Annotated in this window: 16 protein-coding genes; 5 read left to right on the top strand and 11 right to left on the bottom strand. The window is 70.3% G+C overall.

All coding sequences use genetic code 11. The features are described 5' to 3' along the window. Nucleotides 1–24 precede the first annotated feature (24 nt). The 9 genes from EES42_RS02420 to EES42_RS02375 all read right to left on the bottom strand — a co-directional run bounded on the left by EES42_RS02420 (nt 25) and on the right by EES42_RS02375 (nt 11,288). A complete protein-coding gene (locus EES42_RS02420; RefSeq protein ID WP_124716428.1) occupies nt 25–3,819 on the bottom strand; it encodes a multifunctional oxoglutarate decarboxylase/oxoglutarate dehydrogenase thiamine pyrophosphate-binding subunit/dihydrolipoyllysine-residue succinyltransferase subunit in 3,795 nt (1,264 codons plus the stop codon). A 257-nt stretch (nt 3,820–4,076) separates the two neighbouring features. Next, on the bottom strand, nt 4,077–5,153 hold the full coding sequence (locus tag EES42_RS02410) for a HAMP domain-containing sensor histidine kinase (RefSeq protein WP_124716426.1): 1,077 nt from the start codon (nt 5,151–5,153) through the stop codon (nt 4,077–4,079). Then, a complete protein-coding gene (locus tag EES42_RS02405; protein ID WP_124716425.1) occupies nt 5,150–5,887 on the bottom strand; it encodes a response regulator transcription factor in 738 nt (245 codons plus the stop codon). Before EES42_RS02405 ends, EES42_RS02410 begins: the two co-directional genes overlap by 4 nt. Nucleotides 5,888–6,110: 223 nt before the next feature. Next, nucleotides 6,111–6,803 (bottom strand): spermidine synthase family protein, encoded by a 693-nt coding sequence (locus EES42_RS02400; protein WP_124716424.1) that lies wholly within the window; start codon nt 6,801–6,803, stop codon nt 6,111–6,113. Nucleotides 6,804–6,916: 113 nt separating this feature from the next. Beyond that, the gene (locus tag EES42_RS02395; protein WP_124716423.1) at nt 6,917–7,540 is read right to left on the bottom strand and encodes a hypothetical protein; all 624 of its coding nucleotides are present in this window, start codon (nt 7,538–7,540) and stop codon (nt 6,917–6,919) included. Beyond that, nucleotides 7,537–8,853, bottom strand: coding sequence for an ABC-2 transporter permease (locus EES42_RS02390; RefSeq protein ID WP_124716422.1), 1,317 nt, complete (start codon nt 8,851–8,853; stop codon nt 7,537–7,539). The genes EES42_RS02395 and EES42_RS02390 overlap by 4 nt, the downstream gene beginning before the upstream one ends. Continuing rightward, complete coding sequence (locus EES42_RS02385; RefSeq protein ID WP_124716421.1) at nt 8,850–9,653, bottom strand: ABC transporter ATP-binding protein; 804 nt, start codon at nt 9,651–9,653, stop codon at nt 8,850–8,852. The genes EES42_RS02390 and EES42_RS02385 overlap by 4 nt, the downstream gene beginning before the upstream one ends. Nucleotides 9,654–9,663: 10 nt before the next feature. Then, entirely contained in the window at nt 9,664–10,686 is a 1,023-nt protein-coding gene (locus tag EES42_RS02380) for a zf-HC2 domain-containing protein (RefSeq protein ID WP_241196207.1), read from the bottom strand. Then, complete coding sequence (locus EES42_RS02375) at nt 10,683–11,288, bottom strand: RNA polymerase sigma factor (protein ID WP_124716420.1); 606 nt, start codon at nt 11,286–11,288, stop codon at nt 10,683–10,685. The genes EES42_RS02380 and EES42_RS02375 overlap by 4 nt, the downstream gene beginning before the upstream one ends. A 138-nt stretch (nt 11,289–11,426) precedes the next feature. Here EES42_RS02375 and EES42_RS02370 point away from each other — a divergent pair, with 138 nt between their 5' ends. Next, nucleotides 11,427–12,185 carry a rhomboid-like protein gene (locus tag EES42_RS02370; protein ID WP_206433339.1) on the top strand — a complete coding sequence of 253 codons (759 nt, stop codon included), beginning with the start codon at nt 11,427–11,429 and terminating at the stop codon, nt 12,183–12,185. 30 nt (nt 12,186–12,215) lie between these two features. Here EES42_RS02370 and EES42_RS02365 read toward each other — a convergent pair whose 3' ends face one another. Both EES42_RS02365 and EES42_RS02360 read right to left on the bottom strand, forming a co-directional pair. Beyond that, a complete protein-coding gene (locus tag EES42_RS02365) occupies nt 12,216–13,043 on the bottom strand; it encodes a nucleotidyltransferase (RefSeq protein ID WP_124716419.1) in 828 nt (275 codons plus the stop codon). Nucleotides 13,044–13,116: 73 nt separating this feature from the next. Further along, nucleotides 13,117–13,833, bottom strand: a complete 717-nt coding sequence (locus EES42_RS02360) for a DNA alkylation repair protein (RefSeq protein WP_124716418.1) — start codon at nt 13,831–13,833, stop codon at nt 13,117–13,119. A gap of 302 nt (nt 13,834–14,135) precedes the next feature. On the opposite strand from EES42_RS02360, the gene EES42_RS02355 reads away from it, so the two are divergent. The 4 genes from EES42_RS02355 (at nt 14,136) to lon (ending at nt 20,378) form a co-directional block, all read left to right on the top strand. Next, a complete protein-coding gene (locus EES42_RS02355; RefSeq protein ID WP_124716417.1) occupies nt 14,136–14,567 on the top strand; it encodes a hypothetical protein in 432 nt (143 codons plus the stop codon). Between the two features lie 18 nt (nt 14,568–14,585). Next, nucleotides 14,586–16,853 carry a DUF6571 family protein gene (locus EES42_RS02350; RefSeq protein WP_124716416.1) on the top strand — a complete coding sequence of 756 codons (2,268 nt, stop codon included), beginning with the start codon at nt 14,586–14,588 and terminating at the stop codon, nt 16,851–16,853. A 14-nt stretch (nt 16,854–16,867) separates the two neighbouring features. After that, a complete protein-coding gene (locus tag EES42_RS02345; protein ID WP_124716415.1) occupies nt 16,868–17,419 on the top strand; it encodes a hypothetical protein in 552 nt (183 codons plus the stop codon). Nucleotides 17,420–17,954: 535 nt separating this feature from the next. Then, nucleotides 17,955–20,378, top strand: a complete 2,424-nt coding sequence (gene lon / locus EES42_RS02340; RefSeq protein ID WP_124716414.1) for an endopeptidase La — start codon at nt 17,955–17,957, stop codon at nt 20,376–20,378. The last annotated feature ends 79 nt before the right edge of the window (nt 20,379–20,457 follow it).

Genomic DNA, 20,457 nt, shown 5'->3' with positions numbered 1-20,457 from the left:
CCCTTCGGATCGTTCAGCAGCGGGTCAGGCCTCGAAGACCTCGGCGACCAGCTGTGCCTGCTCGGCCTGGTGGCGCTTGGCCGAGCCGACCGCCGGGGACGAGCTGTGCGGACGCGAGATGCGGCGCAGGCGCTCGCCGTGCGGGACGTCCGCGCCGACGGCCAGGTCCAGGTGGTCGATCAGGTTCAGGGCGATGAACGGCCAGGCGCCCTGGTTGGCCGGCTCCTCCTGGGTCCAGAGGTACTTCTCGGCGTTCGGGTACTTGGCGATCTCGGCCTGGAGCTCGGCACCCGGCAGCGGGTACAGGCGCTCCAGACGGATGATCGCGGTGTCCGTGACGCCGCGCTTGGTGCGCTCGGCCTCAAGGTCGTAGTAGACCTTGCCGGCGCAGAAGACGACCTTGCGGACGTCGGTCGGGTTCACCGTGTCGTCGCCGATCACCGGGCGGAAGCCGCCGGTGGTGAACTCCTCCACCTTCGACGCGGCCGCCTTGAGGCGGAGCATCGACTTCGGGGTGAAGACGATCAGCGGCTTGTGGTGCGGGTTGTGCACCTGCCACCGCAGGAGGTGGAAGTAGTTCGACGGCAGGGTCGGCATGGCGACCGTCATGTTGTTCTGCGCGCACAGCGTGAGGAAGCGCTCGGGGCGGGCGGACGAGTGGTCCGGGCCCTGGCCCTCGTAGCCGTGCGGCAGCAGCAGCGTGACGCCGGAGGTCTGGCCCCACTTCTGCTCGGCCGAGGAGATGAACTCGTCGACGACGGTCTGCGCGCCGTTGACGAAGTCACCGAACTGGGCCTCCCAGACGACCAGCGACTCCGGACGGGCCAGCGAGTAGCCGTACTCGAAGCCCATCGCCGCGTACTCGCTGAGCAGCGAGTCGTAGACGTTGTAACGGGCCTGCTCGTCGGAGAGGTAGAGCAGCGGGGTGTAGTCCTCGCCGGTCACCTGGTCGACGAGGACCGCGTGCCGCTGGCCGAAGGTGCCGCGGCGGGTGTCCTGGCCGGCGAGCCGGACCGGGGTGCCCTCCATCAGCAGCGAACCGATGGCCAGGGTCTCGCCCATGCCCCAGTCGATCGTGCCGTTCTCCACCGAGGCCGCGCGGCGCTGCATCTGCGGCATCAGGCGGGGGTGGACGGTGATCCGGTCGGGGATGTTGACCTGGGACTCGGCGATGACCTTGACGACCTCCGGGGAGATCGCGGTGGTCACGGCGACCGGGAACTCCGGCTGGACCTCGGGGGTGTGCGCCGGGGCCGGCAGCGAGGTGGCCTCGCGGACCTCCGCGAAGACCTTCTCCAGCTGGCCCTGGAAGTCCTGGAGCGCCTGCTCCGCCTCTTCCAGCGTGATGTCGCCGCGACCGATGAGGGACTCGGTGTAGAGCTTGCGCACCGAGCGCTTCTTGTCGATCAGGGTGTACATCTGCGGGTTGGTGAACTCCGGGTTGTCGCCCTCGTTGTGACCGCGGCGGCGGTAGCAGATGAGGTCGATCACGACGTCCTTGTTGAACGCCTGGCGGAACTCGAAGGCGAGCCGCGCGACCCGGACGACGGCCTCGGGGTCGTCGCCGTTGACGTGGATGATCGGCGCCTCGATCATGCGCGCCACGTCGGTGGCGTACATCGAGGAGCGCGAGGACTCCGGGGCGGCGGTGAAGCCGACCTGGTTGTTGATCACCACGTGCACGGTGCCGCCGGTGCGGTAGCCGCGCAGCTGCGACATGTTGAGCGTCTCGGCGACGACGCCCTGGCCCGCGAAGGCCGCGTCGCCGTGGAGCGCGACGGGCAGGACCGTGAAGTCCGTGCCGCCCTTGTTGATGATGTCCTGCTTGGCGCGGGCGATGCCCTCCAGGACCGGGTCGACCGCCTCCAGGTGCGAGGGGTTGGCGGCCAGCGAGACCTTGATCTGCTCGCCGTCCAGACCGGTGAAGGTGCCCTCGGCGCCCAGGTGGTACTTGACGTCGCCGGAGCCGTGCATCGACCGGGGGTCGAGGTTGCCCTCGAACTCGCGGAAGATCTGGGCGTACGACTTGCCCACGATGTTGGCCAGCACGTTGAGCCGGCCGCGGTGGGCCATGCCGATGACGACCTCGTCGAGGCGGGCCTCGGCGGCGGAGTCGATGACCGCGTCGAGCAGCGGGATGACGGACTCGCCGCCCTCCAGCGAGAACCGCTTCTGGCCGACGTACTTGGTCTGCAGGAACGTCTCGAACGCCTCGGCGGCGTTCAGCCGGCGCAGGATGCGCAGCTGCTCCTCGCGCTCGGGCTGCTGGGCGCGCGGGCGCTCCACCCGGTCCTGGAGCCACTTGCGCTGCTTCGGGTCCTGGATGTGCATGAACTCGATGCCGGTGGTGCGGCAGTACGACTCACGCAGCACACCGAGGATGTCGCGGAGCTTCATCATCGACTTGCCGGCGAAACCGCCGACCGCGAAGTCCCGCTCCAGGTCCCACAGGGTGAGGCCGTGCTCGGTGATGTCCAGGTCGGGGTGCTTGCGCTGGCGGTACTCCAGCGGGTCGGTGTCGGCCATGACGTGGCCGCGGACCCGGTAGGAGTGGATCAGCTCGAAGACCCGTGCGGCCTTGGTGACGTCGTTGTCGTGCGAGGCGTCGATGTCCGTCAGCCAGCGGACCGGCTCGTACGGGATCCGCAGCGACTTGAAGATCTCGTCGTAGAACTCGTTCTCGCCGAGCAGCAGCTGGGCGACGATCCGCAGGAACTCGCCGGAGGCGGCGCCCTGGATGACCCGGTGGTCGTACGTCGAGGTCAGCGTCATGACCTTGGAGATGCCCAGCTTGTTCAGGGTGTCCTGCGAGGTGCCCTGGAACTCGGCCGGGTAGTCCATCGCGCCGACGCCCATGATGAGGCCCTGACCGGGCATCAGGCGGGGCACCGAGTGGACGGTGCCGATGCCGCCGGGGTTGGTCAGCGAGGCGGTGACGCCGGTGAAGTCGTCCATGCCGAGCTTGCCGTTGCGGGCGCGGCGGACGATGTCCTCGTAGGCCTGCCAGAACTCGAAGAAGTTGAGCGTCTCGGCCTTCTTGATGGCCGCGACGACCAGCTGGCGGTCGCCGTTCGGCTTCACCAGGTCGATGGCGAGTCCGAGGTTCACGTGCTCCGGCTTGACCAGGGTCGGCTTGCCGTCCTTCAGCGCGAAGGAGTGGTTCATCGCCGGCATGGCCTTGAGGGCCTGCACCATCGCGTAGCCGATGAGGTGCGTGAAGGAGATCTTCCCGCCCCGGGCGCGCTTGAGGTGGTTGTTGATGACGATGCGGTTGTCGAAGAGCAGCTTCACCGGGACGGCGCGGACGGACGTGGCCGTCGGCAGCTCCAGCGAGGCGTTCATGTTCTTCGCGACGGCGGCCGAGGGGCCACGCAGCGTCACGTACTCGGGACCGGCCGGGGCCTCGGTGGCCGGCGCGGCCGCGGCCTTGGCCGGGGCGGGCTCGGCGGCCTTCACGGCCGGGGCCGGAGCGGCCTTCGCCGGGGCTGCCGGGGCTGCCGGAGCAGCGGCGGCGGGCGCGGCCTGTGCGGGGGCCGGAGCCGCGGGGGCGGGTGCGGCCGGGGTGGCCGGCGCGGGTGCGGCCGGCGTCACCGCGGCCGGGGCGCCGGGAACGGGCTTGTCCGCCGTGCCGGACGTACCCGGCTTGTAGTCGGCGAAGAAGTCCCACCAGGCGCGATCGACCGAATTGGGATCCTGGAGGTACTGCTGGTAGATCTCGTCGACGAGCCACTCATTGGGCCCGAAAGCAGCGGCCGGGTTCGAACCCGGGCTGGCTTGGTCGGTCGAGATGCTCGAGTTACTGGGGGACTGAGACGACACGGCGGCAACCGCCCTCTTCCGCTTCACAAGGTGATGGACAGCGGAAATCAAGGCTACGCCTCCCCGGCCGTTCCACGCAGGCCGGGCCGGTGTTCGTCGCGCAAGTCACATCGGAAGGCGGGTTTCGGTGCGGGAATTGGCGGGAAACAAGCACAGTTCCGCTTTGTTTTGGGTACGTGGGACCGCGGCTACGGCCCACCGGGCCGCACCCCTTGAACGGAACACGCAGAACGTGCCCTTCCGGTTCGAACCCTATGTCAACCTCGCTGCTGAGGGATCCCCGGAAGAGTGACCTGAATGCGGCAGCCGCGAACGGATTCGGCCACGCCGATGCGTCCGCCGTGCAGATCCACCGCCCAGCGGGCGATCGCCAGGCCGAGGCCCGTACCGCCGTCGCTGCCCGGGCCGTGCGGGGAGGGCACCTCGCCGCGGTTGAAGCGCTCGAAGACCCGGTGCCGCTCGGACTCCGGGATGCCCGGTCCCTCGTCCATGACTTCGAGCATCAGGGACTCCGGGGCGGCCCCGCGCCGGGCCAGCACGGTGACCCGGCCGTGCGGCGGGCTGTGCTTGACGGCGTTGTCGATCAGATTGGCCACCACCTGGTGCAGCCGCTCCGCGTCCGCGTGCGCGGTCAGCTCCGGCGGCGACACGTCCAGGTGCAGATGCACGTCCTTGCGGGTGTGGTTCCCGGAACCGGACGACAGCCGGCGGTGCCCGGCGGCGAGGTTCGCCTCCTTCAGCACGCCCGACAGATAGGGCCACACCTCGAAACGGCGGGCCTTGAGCGTGACCACCCCGTTGTCCAGCCGCGACAGGTCCAGCAGCGTCTCCACCAGCCTGCCGAGCCGCTCGGTCTGTTTCAGAGCGGTACGCATGGTCTCCGGATCGGCCGAGGACACCCCGTCCACGACGTTCTCCAGCACGGCTCTCAGCGCCGCGATGGGTGTTCGCAACTCGTGCGAGACATTGGCGACCAGCTCCTTGCGGTGCCGGTCCACGGCCTCCAGATCGTCCGCCATGCGGTTGATCGTCTGGGCCAGGTCACCGAGTTCGTCGCGCCGGTCGGCGCCGCTCACCCGTCTGGTGTAGTCGCCGTGCGAGATCGACCGGGCCACCGTCGTCATCTCGTCCAGCGGCGAGGTCAGACCGTGCGCGACGAACTGGGTTATGAGCAGGGTCGCGATCACCGAGAACACCGTGATGAACCGCAGCTCGGTCCTGGTGCGCACGGCCACCATCAGCAGCCCGGTGGTGATGAAGACCGAGACCACGACGAGCGTGCTCATCTTGGCCTTGACCGAGAAGGGACGCAGTCCGGAACCGGGCCGGGTCATGGAGCCGGGGTCTCCAGGGCGTAGCCGACACCGTGCACGGTACGGATCCGCTCCGCGCCGATCTTCCGGCGCAGTGCCTTGATGTGGCTGTCGACGGTACGGGTGCCGGAGGCGTCCGCCCAGTCCCAGACCTCGGCCAGCAGCTGCTCCCGGGAGAGCACCGCCCGCGGGGTGTTGGCCAGACAGACCAGCAGGTCGAACTCGGTCGGCGTGAGGTGGACGTCGTCGGCGCGCACCCGGACCCGGCGCTGCGCGTGATCGATCTCCAGCTCGCCGAGGCGCAGTATCCCGCTGCGCGGCGTCACCGCGGCCAGCGCCGCGCGCTCGACCCGGCGCAGCAGGACGTGGACCCGGGCCGCCAGCTCCCGCATCGAGAACGGCTTGGTCATGTAGTCGTCGGCGCCCACGCCGAGACCGACCAGCATGTCCGTCTCGTCGTCCCTCGCGGTCAGCATCAGCACCGGCACCGGCCGCTGGGCCTGCACCCGGCGGCAGACCTCCAGGCCGTCGAAGCCGGGAAGCATGATGTCGAGCACCATCAGATCGGGCTGCCACGCCTCGGCCGCGTCCACCGCCGCGGGGCCGTCGAGTGCGGTCTGCACCAGAAAGCCCTCGGCCCGCAGCCGGGCGGAAATGGCTTCGACGATCGTGGCGTCGTCCTCGACCACCAGCACCCGGCGCTGCGCGCCCGGGGTGGCCGCGACACCGTTGTGGGTGGTGTGTGTCTGTTCCATCGCCCCGCCCCTGCCCGTTCTCGCGGGGGCCATTCCCCCGGACGCACGGTCTTCGCTTGTGGATTTCGTGGGTGATCCCGTTACCGGTCAGCAGCGTAAAGGCAGCGGACTGCTCTCGGCTACGCAGGGTGTAACGCCTCGGACGCAAAGAGGTGGCGGAGTGTCGGTCTTGTGACGCTTGGCCCCCGGACTTCCGGGGGCCGGCGATACCCGGTGGGGGAACTCAGGCTGTCCGAAGTGCGAGATGCACCACGTCGGGAACACCTCGGGCAACGCTGACCTCTTCAGTCCTTACCCCCTCGAATCCGGCATTCCGCAAGGCCTGTTCGAAGTCGGCGGACGGCTGCGCGGACCACACCGCGAGAACGCCGCCCGGCGTCAGCCGCTCCCGGCAGCCCGCCAGACCGGCCGGGGAGTACAGGCCGGTGTTGTCCTCGGTGACGGTCCAGTCCGGCCCGTTGTCGATGTCCAGGCACAGAGCGTCGTAACGGTCCGTAGTCGTACGCAGGTACTCGACCAGGTCCGTCGTCAGGATCCCGGTCCGCGGATCGGCCAGCGCCGCGCCGGAGATCGCGCCCAGCGGCCCCTGAAGATGCCAGTCCACGATCGCCTGCTCCCGCTCGGCCACGACGATCCGCCCCCACCTCGGCTCGGCGGCGGCCCGGACCAGCGAGAAGCCGACGCCGAGACCCCCGATGAGCACCGACGGAGCGGTCCGGCCGGGCGGCAGCGCGGCCAGCGCCGCGTCGATCAGCAGCCGCTCGGAGCGCCCGTCGGAGGTGTCCATCAGGAAGCACCCGTTGGCGATGATCTCGAAGTCGTCACCCCGCTCCCGCAGCACTACCTCGCCGTACGGGCCTTCGCGGCGGTCGAGAACGACGGGGGAGGGGGTGTCGGAGTGAAGGATGTGGGGCATGGTGCGGGTCTCCGGCGGGTGGCGGGCAGGTTCCCCGTCATCCTGTCCGGTCGGCGCGGCCCGGTGCCAGCGGATTGCCGGATCCGCCCCGAGTGCCGGGAGGGAGACGGCGATCACCCGCGCTCCGGGCGTGCGCCGCGCACCACCAGGAGGGCGGCCCCGGCCGCGTACGCCGTCACGGCCACCGCCCATGCCGCACCCTGCGGGCCCGGCTGCATCGGCCAGGCCCACACGGCCGCCGCGCCGCCCGGGTCGCGGGGCGCCGCCAGGTAGACGGCGCCGCCGTAGACCGTCATCGGCAGCCAGCTCAGCCGGGCGCCGATCAGTGCGGCGGAGGCCGCGGCCACCCCCGTCGCGCCGAGCACGTTGCGCACCATGGCCGGTACGCCGAACTCCTCCGGGTGCCCCGGGACCGCCGCCGCGAGCACCCCCGCCGTCACCGCGGTCAGCGCCAGCAGATGCACCAGCCGGAGCGGCCACCAGCGGCGTACGGCGGTCCGGTCCAGCTCGTCGCTGTGCGAGTGCAGGCCGGTGCCGATCGCCGAGGAGGCGAGCAGCGGGGCCAGCACGACGACCGGGACACGGGCGGTGTGGTCGAAGTACGGCTGGTCCTGCAGCCAGTCGGCGGCCCAGGCGGCCACGAGGGCGATGCCGGCCAGGGTGGCGGCGGTGAGGGGGAGGGCGCGGGAGCGGACGTAGAGGAGAGGGAGAGCCGCGTGGGCCGGGTGTGTGCTCACAGGGCAGGTACCTCCGAGGGCGTGCAGCTCTTCAGGGTGGCCAGATAGCGGCCGAGCCAGGCCTTGCGCTCGGTGTCCGGCATGGCCGTGAGGCGGGCGACGAGGGGGCGGGCTTCCGGGTCCCACGGGGATCGGTCGCCGGCCAGCCAGGTGCGTACGGCGTCGTCCGTGAGACCGACCCGTTTCGCCCCTTCGCGCTTGTCCCAGTGCGAAACGGCCGAGCAGTCGCGCGACGTCAGGCTCAGGGCGGTTCCCGAGGCGTACGCCTGGGGATCGGTCAGCTCGTTCCGTGTGATGCCCCAGCCGCGCATGGCGTGGGCGAGGGAGGCTTCGCCGTCCTTCGGATCCGGCCCCGGGTCGGACTCGGAGTCCACGTATCCGCCCGGCGCGCCCGGTACCCCCGCCAGCCGCGAGAACATTCCCGCCAGGGCCTCGGACACACTGGGCAGCACCGGGGCGTCGGACGCCTTCACGCAGAGCTGCGGCGTGCCGGGTGCCGGAGCCGAGCAGACCCTGCGCGTGGCGGTCGGGTCGTCCCGGAACAGGTTCTTGCCCGTCGGCACGATCACCGCCCCGGCCACGACCGCCAGCGTGAGCGGCACCACGGCCAGCAGGCGCCGCCGGGCCGCGTGTCCGAGCAGCACGGTGGCGGCGATGCCGCCCGTCCAGGCCAGCAGGACCGGCGCGAACCACCACACCGGTACGGACCTTTCGAGCATGTACTCCTCGCCAGGGCTCAGGAACCGGGCATTCGACTCCACATAGCCCGGGGCCCCCAGGAGCACGTAGAACGCGGCCGCGAGCACCGGAGCGATCAGCCGCCACCGCACCAGCCGCCCGACCACGAAGCCGACGAAGCCGATGGACAGCAGAAGACCGAGATCCGTCGCGGCGATCGAGAGCGACGGACCGCCCGCCCCGGCGTACGGAGCCGTCGCCGCGAACACCACGCCCAGCGCGAGCAGGTACCCGGCCGCCGCCCACAGCGCGATCGGCGTCGCGGCCGTCGTCACCTGCGCGAGCCGGCTGCGCGGGACCGAGAGCAGCAGTTCGGCGGTGCGCCGGCGGTGCTCCCGGCCACCCTGCCAGCAGGCGGCCGCGGCGACGAGCGGGGCGCTGAGCAGCGCCGTCGCCGCGTGCAGCTGGGACTGGGTCTCACCCCAGCTCCCCTGCCACTGGGGTGCCTTGCTCCACAGCGGGACGAGGAGGGTGAGGGCGACGGCGGAACCCGTCCAGGGGGCGATCCCGCGCCGGAGTTCGGTCCGCAGAGCGGCGCGGGCCGGAGCCTTCGTGGACGTGATGGTGGTCGTCATCGGTTCGCCACCCCCGCCCGGTGCGCCCGCAGCGCGGCGGTGTAGCCGCGCTCGATCGGATTGCCGTCCGGCTGCTCCGCGCCGCCGTCCCCGGTGCCGCCGAGCTCCGTCAGCTCCCGCGTCGTACTCCGGTACGCGATCCGGCCCGCCTCGATCAGCGTCACATCGGTGCAGGCCGCGGCGACGTCCTCGACCAGATGGGTCGAGACGATCACGGTGGTGGAGCGGCCCAGCTCCCGTATCAGTGCCCGGAATTCGACCCGCTGCTCCGGATCGAGGCCGGCGGTCGGCTCGTCGAGCAGCAGCAGGTCCGGGGAGTTGACGATCGCCTGGGCGATGCCGACGCGCCGCACCATGCCGCCCGACAGGGTCTTCACCCGGGCGTCGATCCGGTCCGCCAGACCCACCCGGGCCACCACGCGTTCCACGGCCGCCGGGACCGCCGCCGCGTCCATCTCCTTGAGCCAGGCCACGTACGACACGAACTCGCGGACCGTGAAGCCGGGGTAGTAACCGAACTCCTGCGGCAGATAGCCGAGCCTGCGCCGGACCGCCGCCCGGCTGCGGTGGTCCGACCCGGCGCCGACCTCGCTGCCGAGCAGTTCCACCCGGCCGCCGGAGGGCGCGGCGACGGTGGCGAGCACCCGGATCAGCGAGGTCTTGCCCGCCCCGTTGGGCCCGAGCAGCCCGTGCACGCCGGGTGCGAAATCGAGGTCGACGGCGTCGAGCGCGGTCGTCCTGCGGTGCCGGACGGTCAGGGCCCTGACCTCGACCGTGTTCACGGCTTCGGTGCCGCTCATGCGTTCACGCTCACAACGTCTCCAGATGGTCGAAGGATCTACGGCGTACGGCGAGCAGCGCGGCGCACACCAGCGCGCCCGCCGCCCAGGCGGCCTGTGCGGCGGGGCCCGCGAAGTACCGGGCGGCCCCGGTCGCCGCCGCGAGGGCGGCCGGGGGCGACGCGGCGAAGACGGGCAGGACGACGGCGGCCGCCCAGGCCACGGCGATGGACGTGGCGCCGGTGCGGCAGCCGACGTACGAGCCGAGGGCGAGCGCCGCCAGCGTCATCGCGAGCCCGGGCAGCAGCCAGGCCGCCGCGCCGGGCCGCCCGGCGGACGCGGGCAGTGCCGCCCCGGCGAGCGTGAGCGCCGGAATGCTCAGTACGAGCACCGCGGCGGTCCTGGTCAGCAGCAGCCGCAGCCCGCCGGACGGCGTGGCGGCGGTGATCTCGTACATCGGGTCCGCGTGCCGGCCGTAGGAGAGGCCGACCCCGGCGAGCGGCAGCACCGGCGCGACGACGAGGAGCAGCGGACGGACCGCCTCCCCGGCCCCGGCCCCGTACGCCAGCGCGACGGCCCCGACGGCCACCAGCACCAACGCCACCAGCCACGACCCGCGCAGCGCGGGCCCGGCGGCCCACAGCAACCGCCCGGCACGGGTGGCAGCCCCGGCGAAGCGGAACGGGGCAACGGGGACCGGCTTCTTCGCGGGTGCGCCGTCCGCCGCTGCCGTGCGCGGGGCCGTCAGCCGCACTAGCCCCCGCGCCGGCCCTCGCACCGGGCCCCGCGCCGCCACCCGTACCGGCTTCTTCGCGGGTGCCGCTTCCGCCGCCACCGCGGCCAGCACCCCCGCGCGCACGCCGTCCAGCACTGCCCCGGTCTCCGGGCGCACCCGTACCGCCGCCGAGAGCCGGGCCGCGCACCCGCCGCACGTCTCCACGTGCTTCTCCACGGACCAGGCGTCCGTCTCCGGCACCGAACCGGCGGCGTACCGCCCGGCCAGTTCCTCGCTCACGTGCCAGTGGGGCATGCCGGCGCCTCCCGTCGTGGTCATGCCGTTCCTCCCAGCGGTCCGGCCGCCGGGGCCGACAGTTCCAGCGCGGCCCGCAGCTCGCGCCGGGCCCGCATCGCCCGGGTCTTGACCGTGCCTTCGGGTATGCCGAGAAGCCGGGCCGTCTCGCGGGTCGTCAGCCCGTCGACGACCGTGGCGCGCAGGACCTCCCGCAGTTCGGGCGAGATCCGGTCGAGCGCGGCGCCCACATCCCCGTACTCCAGCCCGGCGAGCACCCGTTCCTCGGCGGACGGCGCGGTGGCGGCCCACTCGTTGCTCCCGGTCCGCTCCGCCCGGTGGGCGAGGTCGGTGCGGGCATGGACCCGCTGGGCGTCCACCAGCCGGCGCGAGGCGATCACCCACAGCCAACCGCCGACCCTGGCCCCGCGGTGCGACGCCGCGGAGCGCCAGACCGTCACAAAGGTGTCCTGAAGGACCTCCCGTACGGTCTCGGTATCCGCGCAGCGCCTGCTCAGCCGGGCCAGCAGCCAGCCGGCGTGCCGGTCGTAGAGCGTCGCCAGGGCCTCCGTATCCCCCTGCGCGACGGCACGCAGCAGGGCGTCGTCGTCGTCCGGGTCCTCCCCCGAGGGGCGCAACAGCTTCACACCTCTTCTATCGGGGGGCGGACCGCGACCGGTTCACGGGCGGGCGTTTGTGGCTCACGCCATAGACGGAGTGGAGGAAGATCAAAGAGGGTGGGGCCTTGCTTTTGGGGGGCTTGTCATGGAAAGGGGCCTCGCGCGGTGCATCAGCGTACGGACAGGGCGGTCCGCGAAAAACCCTTCGCGGCTCCGCTGCTCGACGCCGTCCCGCGCCAGCCCGGCCCGGGCCGCCCCGTCGCTCCGGGCCCGGCCGCCCCACCACCGCCTCCGGCCCGCAGGGTCCGCCGGTGGCCGCGGCTGCTGCCGACGCCCGCCGGTACGCCGTTCACCTTCGGGTACCTGACGGTGCTGGTCGCCACGTCCCTGTTCATGGAGTTCGCCGATCCCGCCACCGTCGCCGCCGTGCTGCGCGAATCGAGCACCGACGTCGCGCACCTCGGTGAGACCCCGCTGCTGGTCCTGGCCGCCAGCGCCCTGTGGGTGGTCGGCGGGCTCACCTCCCCGGTGGTCTTCGTCCTCGCCCTCGTACTGACCGCGCTGGAACGCCGCATCGGAGGATGGCGGACCGCCGCGGTGTTCGTGCTCGGCCATGTCGTGGCCACGCTCGCCACGGAGATCCCGGTTGGGATCTCCGTGGTCGCCGGGCACCTGCCGGAATCGTCGCTGCACCGCCTCGACTACGGCATCAGCTTCGGGCTGATGGCGAGCGTGGGCGCGCTCACCGGACTGTTCACCCCGCTGGTGCGGACGCTGGTGCTCGGCGGGCTGGGCGTGATGCTGGCGATCGATCTGGTCGACCTGAGCAGCCCGCTCACCGACTGGGGCCATCCGCTGGCGCTGCTGTTCGGCATTGCCTGCTGGCCGCTGCTGCGGCGGGCCGGTGCGGTCAGGAGTCGGTGACCAGGGCAGTGGCGGCCAGGGGCGAGGCGATCAGGGGCGCGGTGCCTTCTCGCCGTGCACCGCGACGTACTCGGCCGCCAGCCAGGGCGCAAGGTCCTCGATGAGCGTGCTGAGGACGGCCGGATCGGCGGAGGGGTTGCGGCCGGTGTGCGCGGCCAGCCGCATCTGCTCGATCCGCTCCAGGTGGTCCGGGTAGTAGCGGGCGAACACCTCGGCGGACTCGGCCAGGTCGCTGGTCCAGCCCTGCCACCGCGGCATGACCAGCGTGAAACCGGACCGGACGATCCGACGGGCGGCGCCCCGGCTGAGGTTTCGGCGTTCGGCGTCCGTGGTGGCCTCGGCGGCCCTGCGCCGCCAGCGGGGCAGCGAGAGCACCAGGTCCCCGTTGGTCTCGCGGGCGAGCAGCGGGGTCGGGCGGTAGCGCGGCAACCGCCCGGCGAGGTCCTCGCCCAGCAGCGGGGTGCACAGACAGGCGAGGAAGAAGCCGAGATCGTGGCGTTCGAGCTCGCTGGTGACGGCGTCGGTGCTGGTGAGGAGGGCGCCGACACCGTCGATCTGCCCGAAGCCAGCGTCCAGGCCGGCCTCGACGGCACGGGCCGCCGCCTCGTCGGCCCCGGTCGGCCGGGTACGCAGAACCAGCAGCAGATCCAGATCGGAGACACCGGGCACGGCCGTGCCGCGCGGAATGCTGCCGTAGATGTACGCGCTGTGCAGCCGCGTACCGTCGAACGCCCCGGTGATCCGGGACCGGGCGGCCGCCACCACGGGGGCGAACGCCGCGGGCACCCGGCTCAGCGAGCCCTCCCGCCGGATCGTCCCGTCCTCGTTCAGCCCTCGGCCACCGCTGTCGTCGTCCATGGGCGCACTGTGCCCGTATTTCCGGGGCGAGCCGAACGATTTTCGTGCCCGCCGAGGACCACGGGGCGCCCCCTCAGCCCTTCTGCTCCTGCCGGCGGCGCACCAGCTCGGCGATCCAGACCGGTGCGAACGGGGACGTGCAGTTCGGGGGCGTCGGGTAGTCCTTGAGCACTTCCAGGCGCTCACCGATGTCGATCGCGCGGGCGCGGTACTCGGTGTGCTCGATCCCGATCTGCGCCAGGCAGTGGTTCATCGCCCACTGCAGACGGTCCGGGGCGTCCTTCATCTCCGCCTCGATGACATCGAGCAGCCCGGGGAGATCGAGCCCCTCGGGCTTCTTCGCCACCCGCTCGGTGGTCAGCGCCCAGCCGGCGCTCGCGACCACCGGATCCGGGTCGGCGGACCAGGCCAGACGCAGCTCTTCGGCGTGCGGGCTCTTCTTCACCACGTAGTTCACGAGCCAGTCGTGCACCTTGGGGGCGCGCGTCTCACGCACCATGGCGTCCAGCTCGTCGCGCCCGAACGCCTTGGGCCGGCAGATCAGGACGGCCAGAAGCCTGGCCGCGGTGTCGTCCGTCGCCCAGAGCCCGACCGCGAGCTCCTGCTGCGTCCTGAGCCGCTTCGCGAGCGCGCGCAGCCTGCCGAGGTTCACCCCGTGATCGTCGCCGTGCCTCTCGTTCACCCTGCGAGTCTTCGGGTCGTCGAGCTCGGCCAGCTCGGCCATGACCTGCGCCACCGTCGTCGTCCCGGTCACCTCGGCCTCCTGCCCTTCGTACTGTCCCTCGCGCATGAAATTCCAGCGTACGGCCGCCCGCCGCCGGCCCACGCGATCGCCCGGAGGGCGACACGTGACCTCCGATCGGCGCGAACCCTGTTCGCCGGGCCGCCGGGCGGCCTTGGAGGGTCTGAAGTTGGCCGAATTACGAGGCGCTGCAAGGGTGTTGCCGCCGTGATCAGCGATCCCCGATCAAATAAAATGCCTGTCCGGTCATGGGCTGAAGGGGGAGAGGCGGCGAACCCGCAGCAGGCCTTGGCGATCGAGCCCGGAGGATGAAGATCCTCACAACGAGAACTGGTCGAACGGGGGGTGTGATGGCCTGGAACGAGTGGGAACAGGTCAAGGCTGAAGCCGCGCAGCGGCAATCAGCTCAAATGCAGCTGAACCGAGCCGACGGAGAGCCTGGAGCTTCAGGCGGTCCGGCTGATCTGGTGGTGAACCAGGACGACCTCGGAGCAGTCGGACACGAGGCGTACATGCTGCGCGATCGGCTCTCCCGGGACGGTGACCATGCCCGTCCTGCCACCTTCGACGCGGCGATCGCCCTGACGAACGGCAACTTCACCAGCGGTTCGGAGCTGCTGAAGGTGCACGACCGGTGGAACAGCCAGTTGCGAACGCTCCTGGACGCCTGCGCCCGGATCTCCGACCACCTCGACTACAGCAAGTCCGTTCATGCCGAGGACGATGCGGACATCGGCGGCAACCTGCTCTCCGTTTCCAAGATCAGCGAATACTTCAAGTAGGACGAAGAGGGAAGCGCCGTGCTGACATTCGATGACGTCGTCAACGCACCCGTCGGCAAGCTGAAGGAAGCCGCGGACGACTGGTCGGAGATGGTGACCAAGTTGGAGAAGCTTGCCGACGACGCCCGGCAGGGAATGCAGGCCAAGTCCGACAAGGCGCGATGGCAAGGCGTCAATTCCGACGTCACCAAACCCTTCATCGGCAAGACGGCCAAGGAGTTCGAAGACGCCGGGGCCCAGGCCAAGGGCATCAAGCTGCTGCTCGCGGATGCGCACACGTCGTTCAAGACCGCCAAGGACGCGCTCGTCAGGATCAGGGACGAGGAGGGCCCGGCCGCCGGGATCCATGTGGACGCCAAGGGCAAGGTCACGCCTCAGCACGACCTGGAGAGCGACATCGCGGCGCGCCACGACCCGTATTACTCGGAAGCCCTGCGGAAGCAGAACGATGCCGTGTCCTCCTGGCAGCGGAAGATCGACAGGATCGTCGAGGACTGCTCCGACGCCGACGAATCACTGAAGCGCGCCCTCGCGGCGAATGTGAAGGACGACCACAACTTCACGGCTCCCAAGTACAAGAGCCTGGACGCCGAGCAGGTGGACCGGGCGCTGGGGCTGATGAAGAAGGTCACCGGGGACGGCGGCACGGCGCGCAATGTGGCAGCGCTGAGGGAACTCGAAGACCTCCTGGACGACAACCGCAACGACCCCGAGTTCGCCCCGGACTTCTACCGGAAGCTGGGCGCCGAGGGCACCCTTGAGTCGTACATGAAGATGTCGCTGGATGCGACGTCCCTCGGACCGGCCGGCCAGGACCGGGCGAACATGGTCCGCAACATCCAGAGCGACATGGGCGCCATGCTGGGTCTCGCCACCAAGACGTCGACACCGGACCACCTCGGCGCCGGGTGGACCACGCAGCTCATGAAGGCGGGCCACAAGCAGATCGATATACCGGGCGCCGGCTTCGCGAAGCTGTACGGCTACCAGGCGCTGGGTGCGCTCCTCCGAGAAGGAACGTACGACAAGAGCTTCCTGCTGTCGGTCGGCCGGGACATGGTCGCCATGGACAAGAAGAACCCGGACATCTGGCACGACAGCCTGCCGTCGGACCAGAAGATGCTCATCAACCTCGACGAGACGGGTGGCAAGGGCTTCAACCCCCTGACCGGCCTGATGCAGGCCATGAGCAACAACCCCGAGGCATCAGCAGCCTTCTTCGACGAGCCGCTCCGCGAGGACACCAACAAGGACGGCATCGTGACCACGGACGACGCCGCGCTCAAAGGCAAGAAGGCGCAGGACGTTGTCGACTACATGCTCGACAAGAAGCCCATGGACGACTGGTACGACACGGTCACCGGCGGAGAGCAGAGCCCTGGCCAGGCGGCCATGGGCAACGCCTTGGAAGCGGCGGTCACGGGACGAGTGCCGGGCGACGAGGGCGCGCCGCCGGTGGAGCACGGCAAGCACATGAGCAGCGTGATGGAGAAGGTCGTCGCGAAGATCGGTGCGGAGCCCGAACTCGTGGCAGAAGATGGGCGACTCAACGGACTGACCCAGAACTTCGGCAACATGGCCGCCGAATATATGCCTGACCTGCAGGCCACGGCTGAGAACGGCGCGAATCAGATCAAACCGCTCGGTACGCCCGCAGAATTCAAGAAGGATGAGATGGCCTTCTTCCTCGGCGCGGTCGGTCAGGACCCCCAGGCATACGGTGCGATCACCAACGCTCAGCAGGCGTACACCACAGCGCTGGTGTCCGACGTATTCCAGCACCCCGAGAAACACGGGGACGTAGGTGAGGCGGTGCGGAATGCCGTCCACCCGGGAGGCGAGATCGCCGGAATCATGACCGAGGCGAGGGCGCAAGGGATCCATGAAGCGCAGATTGCTGAGGATGAGGAATACAACAAAGGTGTCGCAGAGAATGCGAAGTGGACGAATCGCATTATTGACGCCGTTGGGGCCAAGTACGTCGAGATGCTTCCTGCGGGAGGCGATGTGGTGGGGTGGATCAAGGAAGACGTCAGTGAGTCCGCCGTGGAGAGTGCAGAGCATGACAAGTCGAAGGCATCTCGCCATGAATCTGCGTCAGGCTATGCGGCCGCCGAGGAGGCCGCCAAGGAGGCTGCCAAGTCAGCGGTGGAGACGGCTGGGCGAGGGGCTGGTCTGACGACTGAGCAGATCAAGGAGTACCGAGGCTCGGCCTCTACTCAGACAGCAGCGGCGCACTCAATTGGTCGTGATTCGGTCGCCAGTTCATCCCCCAAGGGAAGTTAATTATGCGTCGATTCGTGAATTCCTTCGCAGCGGTATCAACATTCGTGATCTTGATGGGTCTTCTGGCGGGGTGTTCGGACAGTGAGAGGAAGGCTGTCCCGGAACTGCCCAAGCGAATCTGTTGGAACGCGTTCGCCAGTAGTGACGTGTCGCCCATCCTGCCGGTGGGTGACAAAGCTGACGTGTATCACAGGCCTTTCGTGTTGGCCGAGGATCTCGACTCTGTGACATGCTCCCTCGACATTGATGGCGCTTGGAAATTTCTGGCAGATGCCACTCTCCGAGGCTTCGAGGATCAGATTGACTGGACCTCGATGGATAAAGCAAATCCGCAGCCGATCGACGTGGGAAAGAAGGGCATCATCTGGGACAGTGGCGCTGCCGCCTATTTCATCTGTGAACCCTCCAAGGGGCCGAACTCGCCCGGAAAGTACATCGACCTGTCCATCAACACGGACGGTGTGCCCAACGAAGCCAAGTTGCCGAGCGTCCTGCCGGCGCTTATGAAGCAGTTCGTGACATTCGCTCAGCGCGAGCTGAAGTGCGGTGCGAGTAGTGGGAATTGAATCCCTGATCGGTTCGGATGATCGGCGGTTCGGCATCGATCGGAGACTCGGCGGGATGTCTCCTGGGATGTAGCTGAACCGCCTCGGGTTCGGTGGGGCTCCGGATCGCACCACGGTGTCCAGCTCCTCGCGCCCGAACGCCTGCGGGCGGTAGATCAGGGCCTCGGGAGCTTCGCCGCAGGTTCGTCCGGCACCCGGAGCCCGACCGCGAGATCCTCCCGTGCCCTGAGCCGCTCGCGAGCGCGCGCAGTCTGCCTGGGCGAGGTTCCCCCGTGATCGTCGTCGTGCTTCTCGTTCGCCCTGCGAGTCTTCGGGGCGTCGAGCCCGGCCGGCTCGGCCATGACCTGCGCCACCGCCGTCGTCGTCCTGGTCGGCCCAGCCCCTTGCCTCTCACGCTTGCCACTCACCCCCTTCGCGCCCCTCGGCTGCCTGCTGCCCCCGTGCGATCGCTCACAGCGAACACGACCTGGGGAACAATGAACGGCTCAGGAGCATTGAGTCTGCATAGCTCAACTTGACTGCCGAAGGGGAGATCATGGCTACCGATTCCAATGCGGTCACTCCGCTCGCCCTGCCCGTGCTGCCGCTCGACGACGAGGTCGTGCTGCCCGGGATGGTGGTGCCTCTGGACCTGTCCGACACCGATGTACGTGCAGCCGTGGAGGCCGCACAGGCCGCGGCCCGTGACGGTGGCAGCAAACCCGAGGTGCTTCTTGTTCCGCGGATCGACGGTACGTACACCGGCACCGGTGTCATCGGCACCGTCGAGCAGGTCGGGCGGCTTTCGGACGGGGATCCGGGCGCGCTCATCCGCGGCCGGGACCGGGTGCGGATCGGGGCCGGGACCAGCGGGCCGGGTGCAGCGCTCTGGGTGGAGGGGACCCGGGTCGACGCGGTCGTTCCCGATCCGCTTCCCGGGGCCGCCGCCGAGCTGGTCAAGGAGTACAAGGCGCTCGCCACCAGCTGGCTGAAGAAGCGCGGCGCCTGGCAGGTCGTGGACCGGGTCCAGCAGATCGAGGACATCTCCGCGCTCGCCGACAATTCCGGCTACTCGCCCTTCCTCACCACCGCCCAGAAGGTGCAGCTCCTGGAGACCGCGGACCCGGTCGCCCGGCTGAAGCTCGCCATCCAGTGGCTCGGCGAGCACCTCGCCGAACAGGACGTCGCCGAGTCCATCGCCAAGGACGTCCAGGAGGGCGTCGACAAGCAGCAGCGCGAGTTCCTGCTGCGGCGCCAGCTCGACGCCGTACGCAAGGAGCTCTCCGAGCTCAACGGCGACCCGGAGGACGAGTCCGACGACTACCGGGCGCGCGTCGAGGCCGCCGACCTTCCCGAACACGTCCGCGAGGCCGCGCTCAAGGAGGTCGACAAGCTGGAGCGCTCCTCCGACCAGAGCCCCGAGGGCTCCTGGATCAGGACCTGGCTCGACACCGTCCTCGAACTGCCGTGGAACGAACGGACCGAGGACGCGTACGACATCCGGGGCGCGCAGCAGGTGCTCGACGCCGAGCACGCGGGGCTCCAGGACGTGAAGGAACGCATCACCGAGTACCTGGCCGTGCGCAAGCGGCGCTCCGACCGGGGGCTCGGCGTGGTCGGCGGGCGGCGCGGCGGTGCCGTGCTGGCGCTGGTGGGGCCTCCGGGCGTGGGCAAGACCTCGCTCGGTGAGTCCGTCGCGCACGCCATGGGCCGCAAGTTCGTCCGCGTCGCCCTCGGCGGTGTGCGGGACGAGGCGGAGATCAGGGGCCACCGGCGTACGTACGTCGGCGCCCTGCCGGGACGCATCGTCCGGGCCATCAAGGAGGCCGGTTCGATGAACCCGGTCGTCCTGCTCGACGAGATCGACAAGGTCGGCTCCGACTTCCGGGGCGACCCGGCCGCAGCCCTCCTCGAAGTCCTCGACCCGGCGCAGAACCACACCTTCCGCGACCACTACCTGGAGGTCGAGCTCGACCTCAGCGACGTCGTCTTCCTGGCCACGGCCAATGTGCTCGAAGCCGTCCCGGAGGCCCTGCTCGACCGCATGGAGCTGGTCAGGCTCGACGGCTACACCGAGGACGAGAAGGTCGTCATCGCCCGGGACCACCTGCTCCCGCGCCAGCTGGAGCGGGCCGGTCTGGAGAAGGACGAGGTGACGCTCGACGAGTCCGCGCTGCGCAAGCTGGCCGGCGAGTACACCCGCGAGGCGGGCGTACGCAACCTGGAGCGGGCCGTCGCCCGGCTGCTCCGAAAGGTCGCGGCCCAGCACGAACTGGGCGACCGGGAACTCCCGTTCACGGTCACCGAGGCGGATCTGCGCGGCCTGATCGGACGGCCGCACCACGTCCCCGAGTCCGCCCAGGACCCGGCCGAGCGCCGGACCTCGGTGCCCGGTGTGGCCACCGGACTCGCGGTGACCGGCGCGGGCGGCGACGTGCTGTTCGTGGAGGCGTCGCTGGCCGACCCGGAGACCGGGGCGTCCGGACTGACCCTCACCGGCCAGCTCGGCGACGTCATGAAGGAGTCCGCGCAGATCGCGTTGAGCTTCCTGCGGTCGCACGGCGCGGAGCTGGAGCTGCCGGTCGCGGACCTGAAGGACCGCGGCGTGCACATCCACTTCCCGGCGGGCGCGGTCCCGAAGGACGGCCCCAGTGCCGGTATCACCATGACGACGGCACTGGCCTCGCTGCTCTCCGGACGGCTGGTCCGTACGGACGTGGCGATGACCGGTGAGGTCTCGCTGACCGGGCGGGTGCTGCCGATCGGCGGCCTGAAGCAGAAGCTGCTGGCCGCGCACCGTGCCGGGATCACCACCGTGGTGATCCCGAAGCGGAACGAGGCCGACCTGGACGACGTCCCCGCCGAGGTCCTGGACACGCTGGAGGTCCACCCGGTGACCGATGTCCGGCAGGTCCTGGAGATCGCCCTGGCCCCGGCGTCCGCGGCCAGGCCCGAGGAGAGGATCCCGGCCGCGGCGTAGCCGCCACGGCGTGACGGACGTGGCACCACGCACGCGACCGGTACGGACGGCCCGCCTCCCCGGCAACGGGTGGGCGGGC

The organism is Streptomyces sp. ADI95-17 (assembly GCF_003846175.1).
Lineage (GTDB): Bacteria > Actinomycetota > Actinomycetes > Streptomycetales > Streptomycetaceae > Streptomyces > Streptomyces sanglieri.
This window is presented reverse-complemented; position numbering and strand designations above follow the sequence as displayed.

What these genes read in the sequence shown, in the direction of transcription:
- EES42_RS02410 (WP_124716426.1), bottom strand. Translation starts at nt 5,153, where the DNA reads ATGACCCGGCCCGGTTCCGGACTGCGTCCCTTCTCGGTCAAGGCCAAG.
- EES42_RS02405 (WP_124716425.1), bottom strand. Translation starts at nt 5,887, where the DNA reads ATGGAACAGACACACACCACCCACAACGGTGTCGCGGCCACCCCGGGC.
- EES42_RS02400 (WP_124716424.1), bottom strand. Translation starts at nt 6,803, where the DNA reads ATGCCCCACATCCTTCACTCCGACACCCCCTCCCCCGTCGTTCTCGAC.
- EES42_RS02390 (WP_124716422.1), bottom strand. Translation starts at nt 8,853, where the DNA reads ATGACGACCACCATCACGTCCACGAAGGCTCCGGCCCGCGCCGCTCTG.
- EES42_RS02385 (WP_124716421.1), bottom strand. Translation starts at nt 9,653, where the DNA reads ATGAGCGGCACCGAAGCCGTGAACACGGTCGAGGTCAGGGCCCTGACC.
- EES42_RS02380 (WP_241196207.1), bottom strand. Translation starts at nt 10,686, where the DNA reads ATGACCACGACGGGAGGCGCCGGCATGCCCCACTGGCACGTGAGCGAG.
- EES42_RS02365 (WP_124716419.1), bottom strand. Translation starts at nt 13,043, where the DNA reads ATGGACGACGACAGCGGTGGCCGAGGGCTGAACGAGGACGGGACGATC.
- EES42_RS02360 (WP_124716418.1), bottom strand. Translation starts at nt 13,833, where the DNA reads ATGCGCGAGGGACAGTACGAAGGGCAGGAGGCCGAGGTGACCGGGACG.
- EES42_RS02355 (WP_124716417.1), top strand. Translation starts at nt 14,136, where the DNA reads ATGGCCTGGAACGAGTGGGAACAGGTCAAGGCTGAAGCCGCGCAGCGG.
- lon (WP_124716414.1), top strand. Translation starts at nt 17,955, where the DNA reads ATGGCTACCGATTCCAATGCGGTCACTCCGCTCGCCCTGCCCGTGCTG.